The organism is Streptomyces sp. NPDC001822, from assembly GCF_042892135.1.
In the GTDB taxonomy this organism is placed as follows: domain Bacteria; phylum Actinomycetota; class Actinomycetes; order Streptomycetales; family Streptomycetaceae; genus Streptomyces.
Genome location: NZ_JBIATW010000004.1, coordinates 499,999 through 520,627 on the forward strand (window position 1 = coordinate 499,999; position 20,629 = coordinate 520,627).

The 20,629-nt window shown below is 73.9% G+C and carries 13 protein-coding genes; 7 read left to right on the forward strand and 6 right to left on the reverse strand.

Translation table 11 applies throughout. The annotated features are described in order from the left end of the window. Positions 1-156: 156 nt before the first annotated feature. The 4 genes from ACFYY2_RS13235 to ACFYY2_RS13250 form a co-directional block, all read right to left on the reverse strand. On the reverse strand, positions 157-531 hold the full coding sequence (locus ACFYY2_RS13235; RefSeq protein ID WP_014044757.1) for an RNA polymerase-binding protein RbpA: 375 nt from the start codon (positions 529-531) through the stop codon (positions 157-159). Positions 532-795: 264 nt separating this feature from the next. Then, complete coding sequence (locus ACFYY2_RS13240; protein WP_388741240.1) at positions 796-2,160, reverse strand: MFS transporter; 1,365 nt, start codon at positions 2,158-2,160, stop codon at positions 796-798. Between the two features lie 46 nt (positions 2,161-2,206). After that, entirely contained in the window at positions 2,207-2,971 is a 765-nt protein-coding gene (locus ACFYY2_RS13245) for a glycerophosphodiester phosphodiesterase family protein (RefSeq protein WP_388741243.1), read from the reverse strand. Beyond that, a complete protein-coding gene (locus tag ACFYY2_RS13250; RefSeq protein WP_388741246.1) occupies positions 2,968-3,636 on the reverse strand; it encodes a YitT family protein in 669 nt (222 codons plus the stop codon). The genes ACFYY2_RS13245 and ACFYY2_RS13250 overlap by 4 nt, the downstream gene beginning before the upstream one ends. Before the next feature lie 100 nt (positions 3,637-3,736). Between ACFYY2_RS13250 and ACFYY2_RS13255 the strand changes: the two genes are divergently transcribed. Further along, positions 3,737-5,236 carry a PLP-dependent aminotransferase family protein gene (locus tag ACFYY2_RS13255; protein WP_388741248.1) on the forward strand — a complete coding sequence of 500 codons (1,500 nt, stop codon included), beginning with the start codon at positions 3,737-3,739 and terminating at the stop codon, positions 5,234-5,236. A gap of 11 nt (positions 5,237-5,247) precedes the next feature. Here the strand turns inward: ACFYY2_RS13255 and ACFYY2_RS13260 are convergent, their stop codons facing one another. Further along, a complete protein-coding gene (locus tag ACFYY2_RS13260) occupies positions 5,248-6,861 on the reverse strand; it encodes a hypothetical protein (RefSeq protein ID WP_388741251.1) in 1,614 nt (537 codons plus the stop codon). A gap of 39 nt (positions 6,862-6,900) precedes the next feature. Further along, on the reverse strand, positions 6,901-7,095 hold the full coding sequence (locus ACFYY2_RS13265) for a hypothetical protein (protein ID WP_056787333.1): 195 nt from the start codon (positions 7,093-7,095) through the stop codon (positions 6,901-6,903). 320 nt (positions 7,096-7,415) lie between these two features. Between ACFYY2_RS13265 and ACFYY2_RS13270 the strand changes: the two genes are divergently transcribed. From ACFYY2_RS13270 to ACFYY2_RS13295, 6 genes are all read left to right on the forward strand, one after another. Next, complete coding sequence (locus tag ACFYY2_RS13270; protein ID WP_329035386.1) at positions 7,416-7,808, forward strand: ankyrin repeat domain-containing protein; 393 nt, start codon at positions 7,416-7,418, stop codon at positions 7,806-7,808. Positions 7,809-8,050: 242 nt separating this feature from the next. After that, positions 8,051-9,469, forward strand: coding sequence for a HEAT repeat domain-containing protein (locus tag ACFYY2_RS13275; RefSeq protein ID WP_388741254.1), 1,419 nt, complete (start codon positions 8,051-8,053; stop codon positions 9,467-9,469). Positions 9,470-9,613: 144 nt separating this feature from the next. Further along, positions 9,614-13,225: a hydantoinase B/oxoprolinase family protein gene (locus tag ACFYY2_RS13280; protein ID WP_388741257.1), complete on the forward strand. Its 3,612-nt coding sequence runs from the start codon at positions 9,614-9,616 to the stop codon at positions 13,223-13,225. An 89-nt stretch (positions 13,226-13,314) separates the two neighbouring features. Next, positions 13,315-14,841 (forward strand): hypothetical protein, encoded by a 1,527-nt coding sequence (locus ACFYY2_RS13285; protein ID WP_388741259.1) that lies wholly within the window; start codon positions 13,315-13,317, stop codon positions 14,839-14,841. 67 nt (positions 14,842-14,908) lie between these two features. Beyond that, positions 14,909-15,820, forward strand: a complete 912-nt coding sequence (locus ACFYY2_RS13290; protein ID WP_388741261.1) for a hypothetical protein — start codon at positions 14,909-14,911, stop codon at positions 15,818-15,820. A 57-nt stretch (positions 15,821-15,877) separates the two neighbouring features. Then, positions 15,878-20,623 carry a hypothetical protein gene (locus tag ACFYY2_RS13295; RefSeq protein ID WP_388741264.1) on the forward strand — a complete coding sequence of 1,582 codons (4,746 nt, stop codon included), beginning with the start codon at positions 15,878-15,880 and terminating at the stop codon, positions 20,621-20,623. The last annotated feature ends 6 nt before the right edge of the window (positions 20,624-20,629 follow it).

Here is a 20,629-nt window from a genome sequence, read left to right on the forward strand (position 1 = left end):
CGCGCCGCCGCCGGCGCGCCGCCCCCCCGCCGCCGCCCCCCCCCCCCCCCCCGCGGCCGGCCCCGCCCCCCCCCCCCCCCCCGCCGGGGGGGCCCCCCCCCCCCCCCCCCGGGGCCCCCCCCCCGCGGCTCTTGCGGCTGTGCGGTGGTCTCGCGGTCAGGCGGACTTCCTGCTGTCACGCGGGTGCACGGCGATGTTCATGGCGCCGGAGCGCAGGACGGCCAGCCTCTCGGCCAGCACCTCCTCCAGCTCCTCGCGGGTGCGTCGCTCCATGAGCATGTCCCAGTGCGTACGCGCAGGCTTGCCCTTCTTCTCCTCGGGGCCATCCCCGTCCACCAGGAGTGCCGTGGCGCCGCACGCCTTGCACTCCCACTCCGGCGGAATTTCCGCCTCTACCGAGAACGGCATCTCAAAACGATGTCCGTTCGGGCATGCGTACTCCACCGCCTGGCGCGGGGCCAGATCGATGCCGCGGTCCGTCTCGTAGCTGGTAACCACGAGTCGCGTGCCGCGGAGAGCTCGCTCACTCATGAATCGTGCCTCCCGGGCTTGTCGCCCACAGGACAGAAGTCGCTGTCGTCGTCATCCGGTCAACGTCCGGTCGGCGGTAAAGATTCCCGTTGCCGGTCATGCGTCGCCCGTCGTGCGCTGCCTTTGTCTGGGTTGCTTACCCACCGGTGCCCGGTTTGTCACCTCTGGTCGAAGTTGTCACCCAACGGTTTGGCTTCTTCCACACGCAGTAACGGTCCTCCGGGCAGGCCAAAGGCGTACACTACCGGCCTTTCACTTCAACGTCTAAATCCGTTCGGGAACAGGATTCCCCGCGGCGGCCACCGCGGCCCGGACGGGGACCCTCCAGAGGAGCGCCGAACCGAGGGCGAAGAAGATCACCAGGGACAGGATCGCATCCCGGTAGCTGCCGGTCAGCTGATAGCCGAGGCCGAAGACCAGGGGACCCAGCCAGCTGAGTCCCCGGTCGCTCATCTCGTAGGCGGAGAAGTACTCCGCCTCCTTGCCCCTCGGGACCAGGTGCGAGAACAGCGACCGCGACAGGGCCTGGCTGCCGCCCAGCACGAGGCCGATCGCGGCGGCCAGCGTGTAGAAGAACACCGGCGCGCCGGCGGGCAGCACGTACGCCGAGGCGAGGATCAGGGTCCACACCGCCAGCGAACCCAGGATGGTCCGCTTCGCGCCGTACAGCCGGGCGAGCCGCCCCATGCCCAGCGCGCCCGCCACCGCGAGCACCTGGACGAGCAGCACCGCCGTGATCAGGGTCGTCTGGTCGAGCCCCAGTTCCTCGGAGCCGTACAGCGAGGCCTGGGAGATCACCGTCTGGATGCCGTCGTTGTAGACCAGATAGGCGAGCAGGAAGGACAGCGTGAGCGGATGGCGCCGCATGTCGCGCAACGTCGCCCGCAGCTGTCGCCAGCCCGAGCCGACCGCCCCCGCACCCCCGGGGGCCACCCGGCGGTCACGCAGGCGCCGCAGCGGCACGAGGGAGAAGGCGCCCCACCACACCCCGGCCGAGGCGATGCAGATCCGGACCGCGTCGGACTCCGAGAGCCCGAACGAGTCGTGACCCGTGTAGAGGACCAGGTTGAGGACGAGGACGAACGCCCCCGAGGTGTACCCGAAGGCCCAGCCGCGGGAGGAGACCGCGTCGCGCTCGTCCGGGGTGGCGATCTGCGGGAGGTAGGCGTTGTACAGAGCCATCGACACCGAGATCGACGCGTTCGCCACGACCAGCAGGAACGCCCCCAGCAGATAGCGGTGCCCGTCCAGGAAGAACATGCAGGCCGTCGCCGTCGCGCCGGTGTACGCGGCCGCGGCGAGCAGCGGTTTCTTGCGTCCCGTGCGGTCCGCGGCGGCGCCCACGACCGGCATGACGAGCACGGCCACGACGATGGACACCGACACGGCGTACGCGAAGAGCGAGCCCGCCCGGACGGGCAGGCCCAGCGGATGCACGAACCCGTCCGCGTCGGCCGCCGCCTTGGCTATGGACGTCAGATAGGGGCCCAGGAAGACCGTGAGGACACTCGTGGAGTACACGGAGCACGCGAAGTCGTAGAAGTACCAGCCCCGTTGCTCCCGCCTGCGCTCGGCGGTCCCGGCCGGCTGTCCCTTTCGCCCCGCCGTTCCTGCGGTGTCGGTGCTCACGCCGCGCCCCCTCGCTCGTCCCCTGCGGACGCGGCAGGTCCCGGCGTCAGGCCCACGCCCCACGCTCGCTCAGCACCGTGCGCAGCGTCTCGATGTGATCGGTCATGATGCCATCCACCCCGAGGTCCAGGAGCGCGGCCATCCGGGCCGCCTCGTTGACGGTCCAGACGTGGACCTGCAGGCCGTGCGCGTGCGCGGTGCGGACGAATCTCCGGTCGACGACGCGGATGCCGTTCTGGCTCTCGGGGACCTGCGCGCAGACGGCACCCGCCCTGAGCGCCGCCGGGATGCCGTACGAGCGCAGACGCAGGCCGAGGATGCCGCGCACCCCGTAGGACGTGGCCAGGCGGGGACCCGCCAGGCGGTGCGCCCGGGCGACCCGGGCCTCCGAGAACGACCCCACGCACACCCGGTCCCAGGCGTCCGCCCGGCGGATCAGTTCGACGAGCGGGACGAGGGCCCGTTCGGACTTGATGTCGACGTTCCAGCGGGCCCCGGGGAACTCCTCCAGCAGTTCCTCGAAGAGCGGCAGGGGCTCTCGGCCCGCGACCCTCGCCCGGCGCACCTCGGCCCAGGGCAGATCGGCGATCCGGCCGTGCGCGTCCGTCACCCGGTCGAGTGTCGGGTCGTGGAAGGCGACGAGGCCGCCGTCGGCGGTGGCGTGCACATCGGTCTCGAAGTAGCGGTAGCCGGCTTCGGCCGCCCGCCGGAACGCGGCGGCGGTGTTCTCCAGTCCGTCGGCCGCCCCGCCGCGGTGCGCGAAGGGGATCGGCGAGGGATGGTCCAGATAGGGGTGGCGTCCAGGGGTCACCGCGGAAGTATCGCCCCCGACGGTGGCCGTCCGGCAACGTCTCCGCGGCCCGCGTCCGGCGCGGGGAGGTCGAAGACGCGCAGGAAGAGCTGCGCGAGAGGGCCGATCGCCAGTGCGTACAGGACCGTCCCGGCGCCGAGCGAGCCGCCGAGCAGGAAGCCGGTGGCGACGACCGCGACCTCGATCGCCGTGCGCACCAGCCGGATGGAGCGGCCGGTCAGCCGGTGCAGACCGGTCATCAGGCCGTCGCGCGGGCCGGGGCCGAAACGAGCCGAGATGTACAGCCCGGTGGCGACCCCGTTGAGCACGATGCCGGCGGCCATCACCGGGATCCGGACCGCGAGGCCGTGCACGTCCGGTACGAGGGCGAGCGTGCCGTCCATCGCGAGCCCGACGGCGAAGACGTTGGACACGGTGCCGAGCCCGGGGCGCTGCCTGATCGGGATCCACAGGAGGAGCACGACCGCTCCGACGGCGATCGAGACGACGCCGATCGAGACGCCGGTGCGCTCCGCGAGCCCCTGATGCAGGACGCCCCACGGTTCGAGTCCCAGCCCGGCCCGGACCAGGAGCGCCGAACTCGCCCCGTACAGGGCCAGGCCCACGTACAGGTGGGTCAGCCGCCGGGGGACCCGGGTGCCGCTCCGGACGGTTATGTCGGACAAGTGGTGCCCCCGTATGGTCGTAGTGGACTGCTGCATGTCACTCTGTGGCGGGGGATCGGCCGCCAACCACGGCCAATCCGAGGAAGGTGGACTGATTTCCATGCCCCAGTGGACTTCGACGGTCGGCGCGGCTCAGCTGGCCCGGCAGCTCCGGGCGCAGCAGGCGCGGCCCCTGGCGCCGGGCGGCCGCAAACCCCCCGCCTACCGGGCGCTCGCCGACGGGGTGCGCCTGCTCGTCCTGGAGGGCCGGGTCCCGGTCGCCGCCCGGCTGCCCGCCGAGCGCGAACTCGCGCTCGCCCTGTCCCACAGCCGGACCACCGTGGCCGCCGCCTACGAGGCGCTGCGCGCCGAGGGCTTCCTGGAGTCGCGCCGAGGGGCGGGCAGCTGGACCGCGGTCCCGGCGGGCAACCCGCTGCCCGCCCGCGGCCTCGAACCGCTGCCCCCCGAATCGCTCGGCTCCATGATCGACCTGGGCTGCGCCTCGCTGCCCGCCCCCGAGCCGTGGCTGACCCGGGCCGTGCAGGGCGCTCTGGAGGAACTGCCCCCGTACGCGCACACCCACGGGGACTACCCGGCCGGCCTCCCGGCACTGCGGCAGATGATCGCGGACCGGTACTCCGAGCGGGGCATCCCCACGATGCCGGAACAGATCATGGTCACCACGGGAGCCATGGGAGCCATCGACGCCATCTGCCACCTCTTCGCCGGGCGCGGTGAGCGCATCGCCGTCGAGTCCCCGAGCTACGCCAACATCCTCCAGCTCATGCGGGAGGCGGGCGCCAGGCTGGTACCCGTGGCGATGGAGGAGGGGCTGGGCGGCTGGGACATGAACCGCTGGCGGCAGGTGCTGCGGGACGCGGCTCCACGGCTGGCGTACGTCGTCGCCGACTTCCACAACCCGACCGGCGCCCTGGCCGACGAGCAGCAGCGGCGCGCACTCGTCGAGGCCGCCCGTTCCGCGGGCACGGTCCTGGTGGTCGACGAGACCATGCACGAGCTCCATCTGGACGCGGACGTGGAGATGCCGCGCCGGGTGTGCGCCTTCGACCCCGCCGGCAGCACGGTCCTGACCGTCGGATCCGCCAGCAAGGCGTTCTGGGCCGGGATGCGGATCGGCTGGGTCAGGGCCGCGCCCGACGTCATCCGCAGCCTGGTCGCCGCGCGCGCCTACGCGGACATGGGCACACCCGTCCTGGAACAGCTCGCCATCAACTGGCTGATGCGCACGGGCGGCTGGGAGCAGGCGGTGGCCGTCCGGCGCGGGCAGGCGAAGCAGAACCGGGACGACCTGGTGCGGGCGCTGCGCCGCGAACTCCCCGAGTGGGAGTTCGCGGTGCCCCGCGGCGGCCTCACGCTGTGGGTGCGCAGCGGTGGGCTGTCGGGCTCCCGGCTGGCCGTGGCGGGCGAGCGGGTCGGCGTGCGCGTGCCCTCGGGTCCCCGGTTCGGGGTCGACGGCGCCTTCGAGGGATATGTGCGCCTGCCGTTCACCGTGGGCGGTCCGGTGGCGGACGAGGCGGCCCAGCGGCTCGCCGCGGCTGCCGAGCTGGTCCGCTCGGGAGCCGCGGCGGGGGCGGAGACACCCCGGTCGTTCGTGGCCTGAGGCACCCGCGCTCAGCCCTCCGCGGCGGCGGGGGCCGAGACGAGCGGATCGGCGTGCAGGGGCGAGGGGCCGGGGGGCACCTTCTCCAGGCTCCTGCCGGCGCTCTTCTCCACGGTGGGCGCTCCGCCCGGCAGCAGGTGGAGCACGGCCTGCCGGTGCGCGTCGCTTGTGGCGTCGTCGTGCGGGTCCGGAGTGGCAGGGACCTGGAGCCGCAGCACCGGCCCCGCGCCCAGACGCGTGTAGCCCCGGCCGGGAGGCACGTCGTCGGTCGGGGTGGTGTGGGGCTGGGCGCCCAGCACGGACTCGACCTGCTCGCTGGTGGCGGGGCCGAGGACGGCCCGCGCGCGGGTGTGGGTGCGCACGGCCTCGGTCAGGGTGTCCAGGCTGTCCAGCTGCTCGGCGACCACCACCGTCACACCCGCGGCGCGGCCGTGCCGCAGTGGCACCTGGAGCAGTTCCTGCGGGTCCTGCCTGCCGTCCGCCGCCGCCAGGTGTCCCAGGGCGCTCGGCCGGTCCAGCAGGATCCAGAGGGGACGCCGGATGTCCTCGGGCTCGGGGTGCCCCGCCTGGCGGGCCCGGTTCGCGGCGATGAGGCGCCGTTCCGTCTCGTGCGCCGCCCATTCGAGGGTCGAGAGGGCGCCGGCGAGACCGCGCTCCACGGCCAGTACACCGTCCCGTCCGGCCAGGAAGCCGTACTCTCCCGTGCCGCTTCCCTCGACGACGAGGACGTCGCCGTGCTGGAGGGCCTGCAGAGCGAGCGAGCGCATCAGGGTCGTGGCGCCGCTGCCGGGGTGCCCGGCGACCAGCAGGTGCGGCTCCGTGGAGCGGGCGCCCGTCCGCCAGATCACCGGTGAGGCGTCGCGTGTCGCGTCGCCGTCCTGGACCGGGACGGTGCGGGGCACCGCGCCGGGGTCGGTGAAGCCCAGCACGGCCTCGCCGGGCGCGGTGACGAACCGCTGGGCGGCGATGGTGGTGGGGAGGGCGGGGAGCACGGCCATCGAGAGGTGGTTGGCCTCCTCGTCCCAGACGAAGTGGTATTCGCGGCCGCGGCCGGACTTCGCGTGGAGCACCTGCTCGACCCGGGCACGCGCACCGGGATCGCCGTCGGTGAAGTACGCGGGGTAGTTCACCCGGAGCCGGGTGAGCCGCCCGTCGTCGTCGAAGGCGTACGACGTCTCGAAGGCCTTCTCCCAGTCGCCGCCGTGGGAGAACAGCGGACCGGGGTCGTCGGCCACCGAGAAGTGCGGCACCAGGGCCTCGTACAGGGCCCGAAGGCGGGCGGCCCCCGCCTCGTCCGGGCCGGTGCTCGCAGGGGTGCGGTCGCGCCCCCGCCACGCGGCGGCGCCCATCACCGAGATGAGGGCCAGCAGCGGCCCGTAGGGGATGAGCGCCACCGCCAGTACGCAGGCCGCGACGAGGAACAGCGCTTGTCCACGCCGTTCCCTGGGTGTCGCGGCCCACTTCTGCCGCCCTGCTCCCGCCAGCAGCCGCAGTCCACGGGTGACCGTGATCAGCGGATGAAGGACGTCGGTGGCGTTGTCGGCGGCCGTGCGCGCGATCTCCCGACTGCGGGTGATCGAAGCGCTGCCGCTGCTCAGAATGCGGGGGAGTGGTCGCCGGGCCACGTCTGTCTCCTGGAGGGGGGTGGGGAGGGTTTCGGAGCGTCAGAACTTGATCCCGCCCAGCATGCTGGCGAGGCTCGCCCCGCCGGCGGTGATGCTGGGGGCGATGGCGGTGCCGGCCAGGTAGAAGCCGAACAGCGCGCAGATGAGGCCGTGGGAGGCCTTGAGCCCGTCCTTCTTGAAGAAGAGGAAGGCGATGATGCCGAGCAGTACCACGCCCGAGATGGAGAGGATCATGAGCGGTTCTCCTGGTTGAGGGGACAGTCACCATGAGTACTTCCAGGATCACAAGATGTATCAATACGATAAAAGGTGCAAGTGAGTGAATATCCGCCGTTTTCACCTGACCGGAGGGCAGAAGGCGGATCCCGGGGAGCCCTCCGGGAACCGCTTCCCGCCCGTCCCGGCGGGGGAGCGGTGCCCGCCACCGTGACCTTGCACCTCATCGGGGCAGGCTGACGAAGGCCCGGGAGCAGTACCCTGTCGATTCACTCGTACGGTCCCCCCGCCGTACTCCCCCACCAGGTCGGCAACGGCAACGGAAGGCGGTCCCTCCGATGAGCGAAACCCCCGATCCCGAGGTGATCGAACTGGCGACCAAGGTCTTCGACCTGGCCCGCCGGGGCGAGAGCGACACGCTCGCCGCCTACGTCGACGCGGGCGTCCCCGCGAACCTCACCAACGACCGGGGCGACACCCTGCTCATGCTCGCGGCCTACCACGGGCACGCCCCCGCCGTCGTGGCACTCGCGGACCGCGGTGCCGACCCCGACCGCGCGAACGACCGCGGGCAGACCCCGCTCGCCGGAGCCGTCTTCAAGGGCGAGCGCCCGGTGATCGACGCCCTGCTCGCCGCGGGCGCCGATCCGGCCGCCGGGACGCCGTCCGCGGTGGACACCGCGCGCATGTTCGGCAAGGACGACCTGCTGGAACTCTTCGGTGCACGCTGAGACGCCGCCCGGACCGCCTGCGGGGCGTTGCGCCGTAAATGTGGTCGCGTCGGCGAAATGGCTGGGTCATCATGACGTCGCGGGCCCGCTCCGGGCCACCGACGAGAGGCAGAGGAAGATGAGCACCAGGCAGAAGACGGCGGTCGGCCGATCATGTTGCTGCGCGGCCTAGGGGATGTCTCCCCGGCACATGGAACAGCACAGTCCCGGTTGCGTCGACAGCTTGATGTGAGGCTTTCCCCATGTTCGATCCGTTCATAGCGCCGAGCGGCACACTGCTCGGCCTGCTGCAGAGGGGCCGCGGCGACGGCACGCTCCACGCGCTCGCCGCACCGCGCCCCGAGGCCCTCGCGGCTCTCAACCACTGCGTCCTGAGCGATCCGCGTCATGACTGGCAGGTGGAGAACCGCAGCCTCTACTACGCCCGCCTCTACCTCGACCTCGACGGCGGTGTCGAGGAGATCGAGCGGCACCTCTCGGACCCCGAGGACCACCTCGACACCGACGACTCCCGCACGGGCCTGGCCCTCGCCGTACTCGGGCACCTCGCCTCCTACGGACGCGGCGACGCCCTCGCCCTCCTCCGGCGCTACGCGGCGACCGGTGCCAACTGGGCCTGGGCGCTGGACGAGCTGGCCCTGCGCGACGACGACGCCGGCCTGCGCTCCCTCGCCGAGCCGGTACTGGCCCGGTTCCCCGCCACGGCCGAGGGCTCCGCCGCACTCGCCGCCACCGTGCGGGACGCCTTCGAACCCCGGCCCTGGCGGCTCTGGGCCGACGACCCCCGCGAGGCGGTCGGCGCCCGCATCAGGGCGGCGACGGAGCAGGGCTCCTTCGACCGCTGGCAGCGTCAGATGAGCCCTCGCGGCCCGCGCCCGGGCTGGAGCGTCCAGGCGGTGCTCGACTGGGCCCAGGAAGGGCTGGAGCGCGGCAGCGCGCTCCACGTCCCCGCTGCCCGCTGTCTCGCCGCCGTCGCCGGTGCGGAGGACCGGCCCGCGATCGTCGAGGCCGCGCGCGACGGCGCCGAGGGCGCCCGGTGCGCCGCCCTGCACTACCTGGCCCAGGTCCAGGACCCCGACCTGCTCGACCTCGTCGAACAAGCGGTCGTCGGTCCGTCGCCGCTGGTCGCCGACGCCGCCGTGGCCGCCTTCGAGCGCATGGCCGGGGACGCGGCGGTCGACCGCGCACGGCGCTGGGCCCACCGGCCCGACGCCCTCGGAGCCTCCGCCGCCGGAGTCCTCGCCTGCCGGGGCACCGCACGCGACGCACAGCTCGTCCTCGGCGCCCTGCGGGAGGCCGTACGCGGGGACGGCCCCGACGCACCTCGCCTGTGGACCCTCGTCGACGGCACGGGACGCCTCGGCATCGGCTGCGCCGCACCGGTGCTGCGCCATGTGTACCGGGAGACGTCCTCGTCGCACCTGAGGGGACGGGCCGCCCGCGCCCTGGCCGCCACGGACCCCTCCTTCCCCACCGGATTCGCCGTCGAGTGCCTCTGGGACTGCGAGGAGACCACCAGGGAACTCGCCGCGCTGCACGCCGAGACCGGCGACATCAGGGTCGCCGAGCGCCTGCGCAGGCTCGCCGCCGACCCGGCCGAGGAGGCCGAGGTCCAGACGGCGGTACGCAGCAGGATCGGACCGGACGCATCCGCCCTCTGAGCCGATGGCCCCGGGACGCCCGGGGCCGTCCGCCGGGCGAGCCGTAACGGCGAACGGCCGGACGGCGGCAGGGTACGTCCCGCGGCCGGTCCGCCCTCCCGCGCCCTCCCTGCGGGGGTCCGCCCCCCGCACCAGAATGGAGGGATGACCGGACGGTGGGAGTTCTGGATCGACCGCGGCGGCACCTTCACGGACGTGGTGGGACGTGACCCCGGTGGCCGCCTGGTCTCCCGCAAGCTTCTGTCGTACGACCCGGACCGCTACCGCGACGCCGCCGTCGCCGGGATCCGGCTGCTGCTGGACCTGGAACCCGGGGAGCCGGTTCCGGCCGACCGGGTCGCCGGGGTGAAGATGGGCACCACCGTCGCCACCAACGCCCTCCTGGAGCGGCGGGGCGAGCCGACCGTGCTGGTCATCACCGAGGGCTTCCGGGACGCCCTGAGGATCGCGTACCAGAACCGGCCCCGCCTCTTCGACCGCCGCATCCTGCTCCCGGAGGCCGTCTACGACCGCGTCGTGGAGGTCCCGGAGCGCGTCGACGCCCGCGGGGAGGTCGTGAGGCCCCTGGACCGCGCGGCGGTGGCAGCCGGCCTGAGGGCGGTCGCGCACGAGGGCATCCGCAGCGCGGCCGTCGTGCTCATGCACGGCTACCGCCACCCGGAGCACGAACGCGCCGTCGCCGAGGAGGCCGTGGCCGCCGGTTTCACCCAGATCAGCTGCTCGCACGAGGTCAGTCCGCTGATCAAGCTGGTGCCCCGCGGTGACACCACCGTCGTCGACGCCTACCTCTCACCGATCCTGCGCCGCTACGTCGACGAGGTCGCCGGTGAACTCGCCGGGATCAGGCTCATGTTCATGCAGTCCAACGGCGGACTGCGCGAGGCCGCCCACTTCCGTGGCAAGGACGCGGTGCTCTCCGGCCCGGCCGGAGGGGTCGTCGGCATGGTCCGCACGTCGGAGCAGGCCGGCTACGAGCGGGTCATCGGCTTCGACATGGGCGGCACCTCCACCGACGTGTCCCACTACGCCGGGGAGTTCGAGCGCGAACTGGGCACCCAGGTGGCAGGGGTGCGGATGAGCGCCCCGATGATGAGCATCCACACCGTCGCCGCGGGCGGCGGCTCCGTCCTGCACTTCGACGGACGGCGCTACCGCGTCGGCCCCGACTCGGCCGGCGCGGACCCGGGCCCCGCCTGCTACCGGCGGGGCGGGCCGCTCACCGTCACCGACGCCAATGTGATGCTCGGCCGCGTCCTCCCCGGCCACTTCCCGGCGGTCTTCGGCCCGGAGGGCGACCAGCCCCTCGACGCGCGGCTCGTCCGCGAACGCTTCGAGGCGCTGGCCGAGGAGGTGTCGTCGGCCACGGGCAGGCCCCGCACCGGGGCCGAGGTCGCCGCGGGCTTCCTGGAGATCGCCGTGCTCAACATGGCGAACGCCGTCAAGAAGATCTCCGTCCAGCGGGGCCACGACATCACCGGCTACGCCCTCACCGGCTTCGGCGGTGCGGGCGGGCAGCACGTCTGTGCCGTCGCCGACGCCCTGGGCATCGGCACCGTCCTCGTGCCGCCGCTCGCCGGGGTCCTCTCGGCGTACGGGATCGGCCTCGCCGACGCCACGGCGATGCGCGAGCAGTCCGTCGAGACCGAGCTGGACGACGCGGCCGCGGACCGGGTCGGCGAGATCTGCGACGCACTGGCCGGACGCACGCGCGCCGACCTCCGTGCCGACGGCGTACCCGACGACGCCATCCGCACCCGGGCCAGGATCCTCCTGCGCTACTCCGGTACGGACGCCGCGCTGGCCGTGGCCCACGGCACGCCCGCGGCCATGACCGGGGAGTTCACCGAGGCGCACCGGGCCCGCTACGGATTCACCATGGACAGGCCCCTCGTCGTCGAGGCGGTCTCCGTGGAGGCCACCGGCACGACAGGGCCCCACACGCTGCCCGGCACCGCCACGGTCCAGCGTGAGGGGCCGCTCGCGGCGCTCGGCACCGTCCCCGTCTTCACCGGCGGCGGATGGCGCGAAGCGGGCCTGTACCGGCGCGCCGGTCTGCGCCCGGACGACACCGTGACCGGCCCGGCCGTCGTCACCGAGGCCGACGCCACCACCGTCGTCGACCCCGGCTGGCAGGCCGCGGCCGGCCCGGCGGGCCACCTGATGCTGAAGCGGGTGGACCCCCTGCCCGGGCGCACGGCCGTCGGCACCCGGGTGGACCCGGTCATGCTCGAAGTGTTCAACAACCTCTTCATGTCGATCGCCGAACAGATGGGCGTGCGGCTGCGCGACACCGCCCGCTCCGTCAACATCAAGGAACGGCTCGACTTCTCGTGCGCGCTGTTCGACGCGGACGGCAACCTGGTGGCGAACGCACCGCACATCCCGGTCCACCTGGGATCCATGGGCGAGTCCATCAAGGAGGTGCTGCGGCGTAACGCGGGCTCCCTGCGTCCCGGTGACGTCTACGCCGTCAACGACCCGTACCACGGCGGGACCCACCTGCCCGACGTGACCGTCGTGACCCCCGTGTTCGACGAGCCGGCCGGCGGCCCCGGTTCCCGGCTGCGCTTCCTGGTGGCCTCGCGCGGTCACCACGCCGAGATCGGCGGGATCACGCCCGGCTCCATGCCCGCCTTCAGCCGCACGATCCACGAGGAGGGGGTCCTGTTCGACAACTGGCCGCTCGTGCGCGACGGAGTCCTCCGCGAGACGGAGACCAGGCACCTGCTCACCTCCGCCGCCCACCCCTCGCGCGACCCCGACACCAACCTGGCCGACCTGCGCGCCCAGATCGCGGCCAACGAGAAGGGCATCGCGGAACTCAGGCGCATGACGGACCAGTTCGGGCCCGACGTCGTCGAGGCGTACATGGGCCACGTCCAGGACAACGCGGAGGAGTCCGTGCGCCGGATCGTCGCGGGGCTGCGTGACGGTTCCTGCCGCTACGAGACGGACAACGGGGCGGTCATCGAGGTGTCCGTGACGGTGGACCGCGAGGCACGCGGCGCCGTCCTCGACTTCGCCGGCACCTCGCCCCAGCAGAGGGGCAACTTCAACGCCCCCAGCTCCGTCGTCATGGCGGCCGTCCTCTACGTCTTCCGCACGCTCGTGGACGAGGACATCCCGCTCAACAGCGGCTGCCTGAAACCCCTGGACGTCCGCATCCCCGACGGCTCGATGCTGGCCCCCGTCCATCCGGCGGCGACCGTCGCGGGCAACGTGGAGACCTCGCAGGCCGTCACCGGAGCCCTCTACGCGGCTCTGGGCGTGCAGGCGGAGGGCTCCGGGACGATGAACAACCTCACCTTCGGCAACGACCGCGTGCAGTACTACGAGACCCTCGCGAGCGGATCCGGCGCGGGCGACGGCTTCGACGGCGCCGACGCCGTGCAGACCCACATGACCAACTCGCGGCTCACCGACCCGGAGATCCTCGAATGGCGCTACCCGGTGCTGCTGGAGAGCTTCCGCGTGCGCGAGGGCAGCGGCGGCGCCGGGCGCCGGCGCGGCGGCGACGGAGTGGAGCGCAGGATCCGCTTCCTCGAACCCGTCACCGTGGCCCTGTTGTCGTCACACCGCCGGGTCCCGCCGTACGGGATGGCGGGCGGCGGCCCCGGCGCGCTCGGAGACCAGCACGTGGAACGGGCCGACGGCACGACCATCACACCGCTCGAAGGCTGCGACACCGCCGAGCTCGCCCCCGGGGACGTCCTCGTCGTCCGCACCCCGGGCGGAGGTGGTCACGGGCGGCCCTGACCGGCCGGGGCGTGCGCTCCCCGGCGCTGGCGGCCGGTGCTTCTGCGCCGTTTCGACCGTTGTCGGTGCGAGGACCTAATCTGTGCAGCGTGACTTCGCCTGCCGACACCTTCAAGGCTGCGCCCCAGCTCAGCGGGGGACCGAGGCCCGCGCCCGGCCCCGCCGCCGACGAGGGGCTCTCACGCCGGCTGCGCGCGCTCGCCTGCACCGCCCCGCTGCACGACCTCGACGTGCGCAAGGCGAACCTCGCCGGCGAGTACACGGTCTACGCGATGGCCGAGGTCGCCCTCGCCGCGATCGACCTGGTCACCCTCAACATGGACTTCGACACCGGGGCCGACCACGACCAGATAGTGGCGAGACTGCTCCCCAGGGTCGCGGCCCAGGCCCCGCGCCGGCCGGTCACCGAGCACGAGCGGGTCGCCCGCTGGGTGCTGGACAACCTGATCAACGTCGGCAGCGTGGACCGCGGTTTCCGCGCCGTGTACGGCACCTTCGGGCCCGACGGCGTCTACGTCCGCAGGGACTACGACTTCAAGCTCATCGAGGAAGTCCCGGGCCACGGCGGCACCGTCTACCTCCGCGCCACCGACGAGGCGGTGAACGTCCTCGTCGGCGCCCTGGACACGGACGTCACCAGCGCCCAGATCGCCGCCGAGGTGAAGCTGGAGGTCCTCATCAGCCGGGGCCGCCTCGCCGACGCCCAGCTCGCGGCCGAACAGGCCCGCTACCGCACCGTGCAGTACGCCGAGACGCTCCGCAGGACCCTGGACGCGACCCGCCGCAACGTCCGCGCCGTGGACTGGCTCAACGCCGTCCCGGACATGATCGCCGAGGCGCTGGACCACGTCGCCGACCGCTACCGCCACGAGAACGCGATCCTCACCAACATCCGCAAGGCCAGGGACGAGGCGGAGGAGCCCGAGAACAAGCGCCGTGCCGCGGAGCTCGTGGACATCGTGAAGGACTGCATCCGCCGTCACACCCAGCTCCAGTCCAGGCTGCTGGACGCCGGCCCGCTGTTCCGCGCCGAACAGGACCGGCAGGCCTTCGCCGCCCCCACCGCACAGGCAGGCCTCGACCTGTACGGCCAGCTCGTCGTCCCCCTCCTCCCGCTCCCGGTCGAGGAGGCCACCCGGGTCACCGACGCCTTCTTCGCGCACGGCACCGGACTGCGCACCCCCGCCTCGGTCCGCGTCGGCGACCTCGTCGACCTGCTCCTGACGCCCCCGGTGGAACGGGAGCACCTGGGGGCCGAGATGCCCGAACCCGACCTCATTGCCACCCCGGACGACAGCCGGTTCAGCGAGGAGCAGCTCGCGAGCGCCATGGAACTGCTCGACCTGGAGCACGACGCCCCCCGCCGGCTCTCCGGACTGCTCGCCGAGGCCCGGCTGCGGGACCCCGAACTGCCCTATCTGGTCGCCCTGCTCGCCGTGCACGCGGCCAGCCCGCCCGTCGGTACGGCGTACCGCCAGGGCGAGCGCAGGCTGCTGTTCGCCGTCGACGACGGCACGGCCCTGGAGGACCACGAATTCGGCGGGGCCGACCTGATAGTGGGCATGGCCCTGCTGGACGCGGCGGGCATGGCCGCGGACCGCAAGGACGCCTCATGAGCGTCCACGGACCCAGCCCCCGACCGCAGCCGCCCGAGCGCGGCACCCGCACCGAGGAGTCACCGAGTTGAGCGAGCAGTACGCCGAGCACACCGAAGCGTGGGGCGACCAGCCCCCCGCGTACGCGCCCGAGCCCGCACGGCCGGCCGCTCCCGCGGCGGTGACACCAGCGGACGCGGCCGACGCCGCCCGGCTGGTCTCGTTCGGACTGCAGCCGAAGCTGATGCCCGCCCGCGACACCGAGTACACCGAACTGCTCCGCCGCTACCGTGAGGAGCCCGCCTTCGCCCGGCTGGCCGACGCCGTCGCGACCGGGCTCGGGCTCGTCGTCCTGGAGGTCTCCACCCGCGCCGGCATGGCCGTCACCGCGGGCGAGGACTCGGTCTTCGCCGTGCGCATGGGCGACTACGCCCGGCGCGCGTCCTCGGACTCCGCCGACCGCTTCCTGCACGGGCTCGCCCACCTCGCCGTCGCGGCCATGGCCTTCCCCCGGCCCGAGGACCTCGCCGACGACTCCTACATCGGCCGCATCACCGTCAACGGCGTCGACGCCTTCGTGCGCCAGGCCTGCCGGCGCCTGGAGGAACGCGCCGAGGAGCAGGGCGACAACACCGACCCCGCCACGGACGCCCCCGGCCTCGAATCGGGATGGAGGGTCTACGCCCGCCGCAGCTCCACCGGGGCGACCAAGGACGCCCGCAGGCTCGCCGGATCCACCACCGGCATCATCGGCAAGGCCGTCGCCTTCCTCACCGACTCGGGCTTCCTCCAGCGCACCGGGGACGACGCGGGCGGCGCGTACCGCACCACGGCCCGCTATCAGCTCCAGGTGCGCGACATGGCCGGCGGCGCCGCGATGGCCGAACTGCTGGAGCTCGGAGTCGTCGCCGTCACGGACGGCTCGGCCACCCTGCTGCCCCCGCCCGACGCCGAGGGCCTGGAGCTGGCCGCCGACGCGGGCCTCCCGTTCCACCCCTGACCCCGCCCGCCCCCGCAGCCGCCCCGCCCACCGCCTGAACGACGAGAGTCCGCCGCCATGTACGAGTTGTCCCGGGTCCGCCTCTACTCCATCGGACCCGCCGGCGCGCGCTACGCCGACACCGTGCTCGACCTGCGCGGAGTCGGCAGGCCCGTGCCCAGCCCGGCTCCGGCGCAGGCGGAGTTCTTCGAGGACGAGCCCGTCGGCCCGCCCCGTCGCCCGGCACCGGCCGGTGTGCTGTTCCTGGAGAACGGCGGAGGCAAGTCCGTCCTGCTCAAGCTGATCTTCTCCGTGATGCTGCCGGGGCACCGCAACACCCTCGGAGGCGCCAGCTCCGGTGTCCTGCGCAAGTTCCTGCTGGCCGACGACTGCGGACACGTTGCCCTGGAGTGGCAGCACACCCTCACCGGGGAATGCGTCGTCGTCGGCAAGGTCAGCGAATGGCGCGGGCGCCAGGTGTCCAACGACCCACGCAAGTTCGCCGAGGCCTGGTACTCCTTCCGGCCCGGGCCCGGCCTCGGTCTCGACAGCCTCCCCGTCGCCGAGGCCACCTCGGTGGGGCGGCCCGCCGAAGGCGTCTCCGGCGCGCGGGGCCGGCGCCGCACCATGAAGGGTTTCCGTGACGCCCTGACGGACGCGGGCAAGTTCTACCCGCACCTGGACGTGCACTGGGAAGAGATCCACGACCGCTGGAACGAACACCTCGGCGACCTCGGGCTCGACCCGGAACTCTTCCGCTACCAGAGGGAGATGAACGCCGACGAGGGTGAGGCGGCCGGCCTCTTCGCCGTCAAGAAGGACTCCGACTTCACCGACCTGCTGCTCCGGGCGGTCACCGACACCCGCGACACGGACGGTCTCGCCGACCTCGTGAGCGGCTTCGGCAACAAGCTCGGCCGCCGGGCCGAACTCACCGCCGAGCGCGACTTCACCGCCGGTTCCGTCGACCTGCTGGGCCGCATCGTCGAGGCCACCGCGGCCAGGGCCCGCAGCCGCGACGTGCACGCCGGAGCCGAGCGCCGCACCCGGACCCTCGTCCGCAGGCTCTCGGGCCGTGCGGCCGAGGAGCGCGGCCGCACGGCGGAGCTGTCCCAGCAGGTGACCGCGGCGGCCCACACCGTCACCGAGGCGGAGTCGGCCCGCGGCAGCCGTGATCTGATCGCGGCCGAACTCGCCTACCGGCACGCCTCCCTGGCGCTGACCGCGGCGGAGCGCAGTGCGGCGGCCCAGCGCCGTGAACTGGGCGACGCGCGCACCCTGCACGCGGCCTGGCAGGCCGCCGAAGCGGTCCTGCGCCACCGCGCCGCCGCGGACCGGTCCGCCCGGGTGGCCGTCGCCATCCGCGAGGCCGAGCGCGACGCCGCCCCCGCCCTCGCCGCGCGCGCGACCGCCGCCGCCGACCTCGTGCGGGCCCTGCACACCGCGGCCGAGGCGGGGGAGGGCGTGGCCAACGAGGAGGAGGAGCGCTCCGCGGTCCTCCAGACCACCGGCGAGACGGCACACCGGGACGCCACCACCGCCGCCACCGAGGCGCAGCGGGCCCGCAGCGAGGCCGGCCACCTGCGCCAGCGGCTCGCCGAGGTCGAACAGGAGACCGCCGAGGCCGTGCGGGCCGGCTGGCTCGACGACACCGCGCCCGACGCCGATCCGGCACGCGCGGCCCTCGCGGCGAACGACGCCGAGAAGGCCGCGGTCGCCGCGTGGGACACCGCACGGGAGGCCGCCCGCGCCACCGGTGACCACGCACGCGAGGCGGCGGCGGCGGAGAGCCGCGCCGAACTCGCCGCGGCCCGCGCCGCCGACGGCGCACAGGCCGCCGAGCAGTCCTACGAGGCCGAACGCAAGGCGGCCGAGTCGATCGCCGCCGACCCCCGCCTCGGCGACCTCCTGGGACTTCCGGCCGTCACCGGCGGCGGAGTCCCGCGCCCCCGCGGTGCCGCGGCCGACGCGGACGACGCGGACGACAACGCCCACGGCGCGCACCGGGCCACCGGCGCCGACGTGCCGCCCCTGACGGCCGAGGAGTTCGACAACAGCGCCGACGAACTGAGGGAACTCCTCGACCAGGGCGTCTCCGCGGCGGAGCGCAGGCTCTTCGACCTCCGTACCGCCGCGGCCGACGACTCCCGCATCCTCGGCGCCCTCGGCGACGGCGGGCTGCTGCCCCCCGGGCCGGACGTGCTCGCCACCGTCGAATACCTCGGCGAGCACGGCATCCCGGCGCTGCCGGGCTGGCGCTACCTCGCGCAGGCGGTCGACCCCGCCGACCACGCCGCGGTGCTGGCCGCACGGTCCGAACTCGTCGACGGTGTCGTCATCACCGACCCCGACGCCCACACCCGCGCCCGGGAGGTGCTCGCCGCCGCCGCCCTGCTGCCCCGTTCGGCCGTGGCCGTCGGGACGACCGCGGCACTCCTGGCCCCCGTCCCGGCGCCCGGCGGGTCCGCGGCCGAGGACGTGTTCCTGGTGCCGCCGAACCCGGCGATGCATGACGAACACGCCGCCGACGAGGAGCGCCAGGCACTCAGGGCCCGCGCCGCCGCCCGCGACGAGGACATCAGGACGCTCGCGGCCCGGCTCGCAGCCGACCGCTCCCTCGCGGCGCGCATCGGCTCCTGGCGCGCCGACTGCCCGCCCGGCATGCTCGGCGAACTCGGCGAGGCCGCGCACACCGCCCGGACCACGGCGGAGGCCGCGGAAGCCGCGCTCGCCGAGGCCCGCACCGTCCGCGCCGAGGCCGACGAGGCAGCGGCCGAGGCCTCCCGCGTCCGCGACGAGCGGCAGGAAGCCGCGCAGCGGGCCCGCCGCGCCGCCGACGCACTCGCCGGTCTCGCCCACCGCCTCCGGGACCGGGCCGGCTGGCAGGCACGGCTGCGTGAACTCACCGACGAGGCGGCCGAGTCCGAGGCCCGCGCGACCACACTCCTGGAGCGGGCCCGAGCCGCCGACGAGGACCGCAGGGCCGCCCAGCGCGCCGCGGACGACGCCCACCGCACCGCGCGCGCCCTGCGCGCCGAGCGCGCCGAGATCGCGGGCGTCCCGGAAACCCTGCCCGAGCCCGCGGACCCGGCCGTCCGGATCTCGCTCCCCGCGCTGCGTGAGGCCTACCGCGCCGCCTCCCGGCTGTACGAGAAGGTGGGCGTGGGCGCCGACCTGCGCGCCGAACAGGCGCGGGCCGAGAGCGACGAGAGCGCCGCCCTGGCCGAACTCGACCGGCTCACCAACAAGGTCCGCACCCGCGCGGCCCTGCTCCTCGAAGGCACCGACGGGGCCGACGGGCCCTCGCGGCAGGCCGCCGCCGCCCGCGCCGAGTCGCACGTACAGCTCCTGGAGACCCGGGCGTCCACCGCCAGCGAACAGCTCGGCCGGCTGCGCGGTGAGGCCGAGCGCCTCGCCCCCGCCGACGAGACGTCCCGCCACACGGAGCTTCCCGACGGGCTGGTGCCCGCCGACGCCGAACAGGCCCAGACCCTGCTGCGCACGGCCACGGCCGAACTGGCCTCCGCCACCGAGGCGCTGGACACCGCGCGAGGTGTCCACGCCGAACTCCTGCGCGCGCACCGCACCGCCGAGGACTCGGCCGGAGGCTTCGACGAGACGGCGGCGCTCCTGCGCGACCTGCTCAGGGACCACGGCCCGGACGACGAGACCGGATCTCCCGACCCGTACGCGGGGACCCTCCAGGAGGCCCGGCAGGCCGCGGTTGAGGCCCGCCGCTCCCTGCGCGGCTGCGCGACCGACCTCTCCGCGGCGGAGAGTTCCGTGCGCGAGGCGAGCGACGTCCTCGTACGGCACGCCAACTCCACGCGCTACGAGCAGGTCCGCACGCCCGCACGCCAGCAGATCAGGGAACTCCCTGCGTCCGCGCTGCCCGACCACGCCGAGAAGTGGGCGGCGGCCTTCGCGCCCAGGCTTCGTGTCCTCACCGACGAGCTGGCCCAGCTGGAGCGCAACCGCGACTCCATCGTCGACCGGCTCAGGGGCCTCGTCGAATCCGCGCTCACGACGCTCCGCTCCGCCCAGCGGCTCTCCCAGCTCCCCGAGGGCCTGGGCGAGTGGTCCGGCCAGGAGTTCCTCAGGATCCGCTTCGAGGAGCCCGACCAGGCCACGCTCACCGAGCGACTCGGAGAGGTCGTCGACGAGGCCACGCACGCGGCCCTCAAGAAGAACTCCGACCTGCGCAGGGACGGGATGTCCCTCCTGCTGCGCGGTGTGCAGGCGGCACTGGAGCCCAAGGGCATCGCCGTGGAGATCCTCAAGCCGGACGCGGTGCTGCGCGCCGAGCGTGTTCCGGTCGGTCAGATGGGCGACGTGTTCTCCGGGGGCCAGCTGCTCACCGCCGCGATCGCGCTGTACTGCACGATGGCGGCCCTGCGCAGCAACGACAGGGGGCGCGACCGGCACCGCCACGCGGGCACGCTGTTCCTCGACAACCCCATCGGGCGCGCCAACGCGACGTACCTGCTGGAGCTGCAGCGCGCGGTGTCCGACGCGCTGGGGGTCCAGCTGCTCTACACGACCGGCCTGTTCGACACCACGGCACTCGCCGAGTTCCCGCTCGTCATCCGGCTCCGCAACGACGCGGACCTGCGGGCGGGCCTGAAGTACATCAGCGTGGAGGAACACCTCAGGCCCGGACTGCCGCAGCAGGACCCCGAGGGCGAGACCGTCCACGGCGAGATCACGGCGACCCGCATGTTCAGGCGGAGCGGTCAGCCGGCCGCCGGTCCGGCCGTCCCGGAGATGCGCTCGGAGACGACCGGCACAGCGGCGGGGCGGCCGGAAGCGGCCGGGAAGGCGTAGCGGCGA